At 64.6% G+C, this 1,026-nt stretch carries 2 protein-coding genes; both read right to left on the minus strand.

All coding sequences use genetic code 11. The features are described from left to right. The coding region (locus A39O_RS38320) for a DUF29 family protein (RefSeq protein WP_157639985.1) at positions 1 to 95 on the minus strand (95 nt) is incomplete at its 3' end. Beyond that, positions 73 to 507 (minus strand): hypothetical protein, encoded by a 435-nt coding sequence (locus tag A39O_RS0111285; RefSeq protein ID WP_020504763.1) that lies wholly within the window; start codon positions 505 to 507, stop codon positions 73 to 75. The genes A39O_RS38320 and A39O_RS0111285, both read right to left, overlap by 23 nt. Between the last annotated feature and the right edge of the window lie 519 nt (positions 508 to 1,026).

The raw sequence follows: 1,026 nt of genomic DNA on the forward strand, positions 1-1,026 counted from the left end.
ATGTCCAACTCCTGGAATCGGCGTTGCCGGAGCAGCTCCGCGGTCTGTTGGGTCCAGGCATGAATGTCGTGCTCATAAAGATTCGTCATCGTCATGCAGCAATCCTCGTCGTATCGGCACCTTGCCCTGGTTCCACTCGTGCCCCTCGTTCCGCAGCGCTGAGAGATTGTGAAAGTCTTCGCGGATACCCTTTCGGGGGACACGAAGGGATCGCATGGCGGGGCGCGGCAAGAACTGCGCGCGCAGCAGTGCATTGAACGCGTTGGCGCCGAACAGCAAGACGCCTTTCGCGATGTAGGCGACGGTGATGAGCAAGATGATGGCGACGGTGGAGTCGGCCCAGCCGAATCCGGCGAGCAGGTCGTGCAACAATTTGCCAATGCCGGTCGCGGGCTCCGTGCTTGCCGCGGCGCCCGTGTCAAGGCCCTGCAACAAGGGCAGCAGCATGAGGAGGCCGACGCCTTCTGCGAAAACCGCTGCGAGGGTGAGGGCGAACACCAGATACATCCGCGCGCCCAGGTAGGTCTGGTAGATGCGTAACAGTGGACGGGGGTGATTTTTTCGGCATCGGTGTAGGGCGTTCCGTCTTATCTTGCCGGTCCGTGCTCACTGCGCGGTACCGTCCATGGCGCTGGGTTCCGGCATCCTTGCCGGAACGACGGGCTGCGAGATCCGCGGCGGCCGGGTGGGGCGGGGGCGCGGCGGCAGCGCTTGGCTTGTGCTTGGGCACCGTTGTGGCTGAGAGGTACCGTCCGTGGCACTGGGTTCCGGCATCCTGCCGGAACGACGGACAGCGCGGTGAACCGCGATTTGCGTCGTCCCGGCTCGGAGGCCGGGACCCAGTGCCAGGGACGGTAACTCGCAACCAGCACATCGCCCATGGTTGCGCGATGGCCCTGGCTGGCACTGACCGCCGCGGGGTTGTCGGCAGTCAATGGTCGTGACGGCGCTGTTGCTTCAGCCAGGCTTCGATGAACTCGGGATCGAGATCTTCCAGCCGCTTCTCGGGGGCGAGCTCGCGCAGCC

Origin of the sequence: Lamprocystis purpurea DSM 4197 (genome assembly GCF_000379525.1) — a bacterium.
Classification (GTDB): domain Bacteria; phylum Pseudomonadota; class Gammaproteobacteria; order Chromatiales; family Chromatiaceae; genus Thiodictyon; species Thiodictyon purpureum.

Coding starts and splice junctions, on each gene's coding strand:
- A39O_RS0111285 (WP_020504763.1), bottom strand. CDS start 507: ATGTATCTGGTGTTCGCCCTCACCCTCGCAGCGGTTTTCGCAGAAGGC.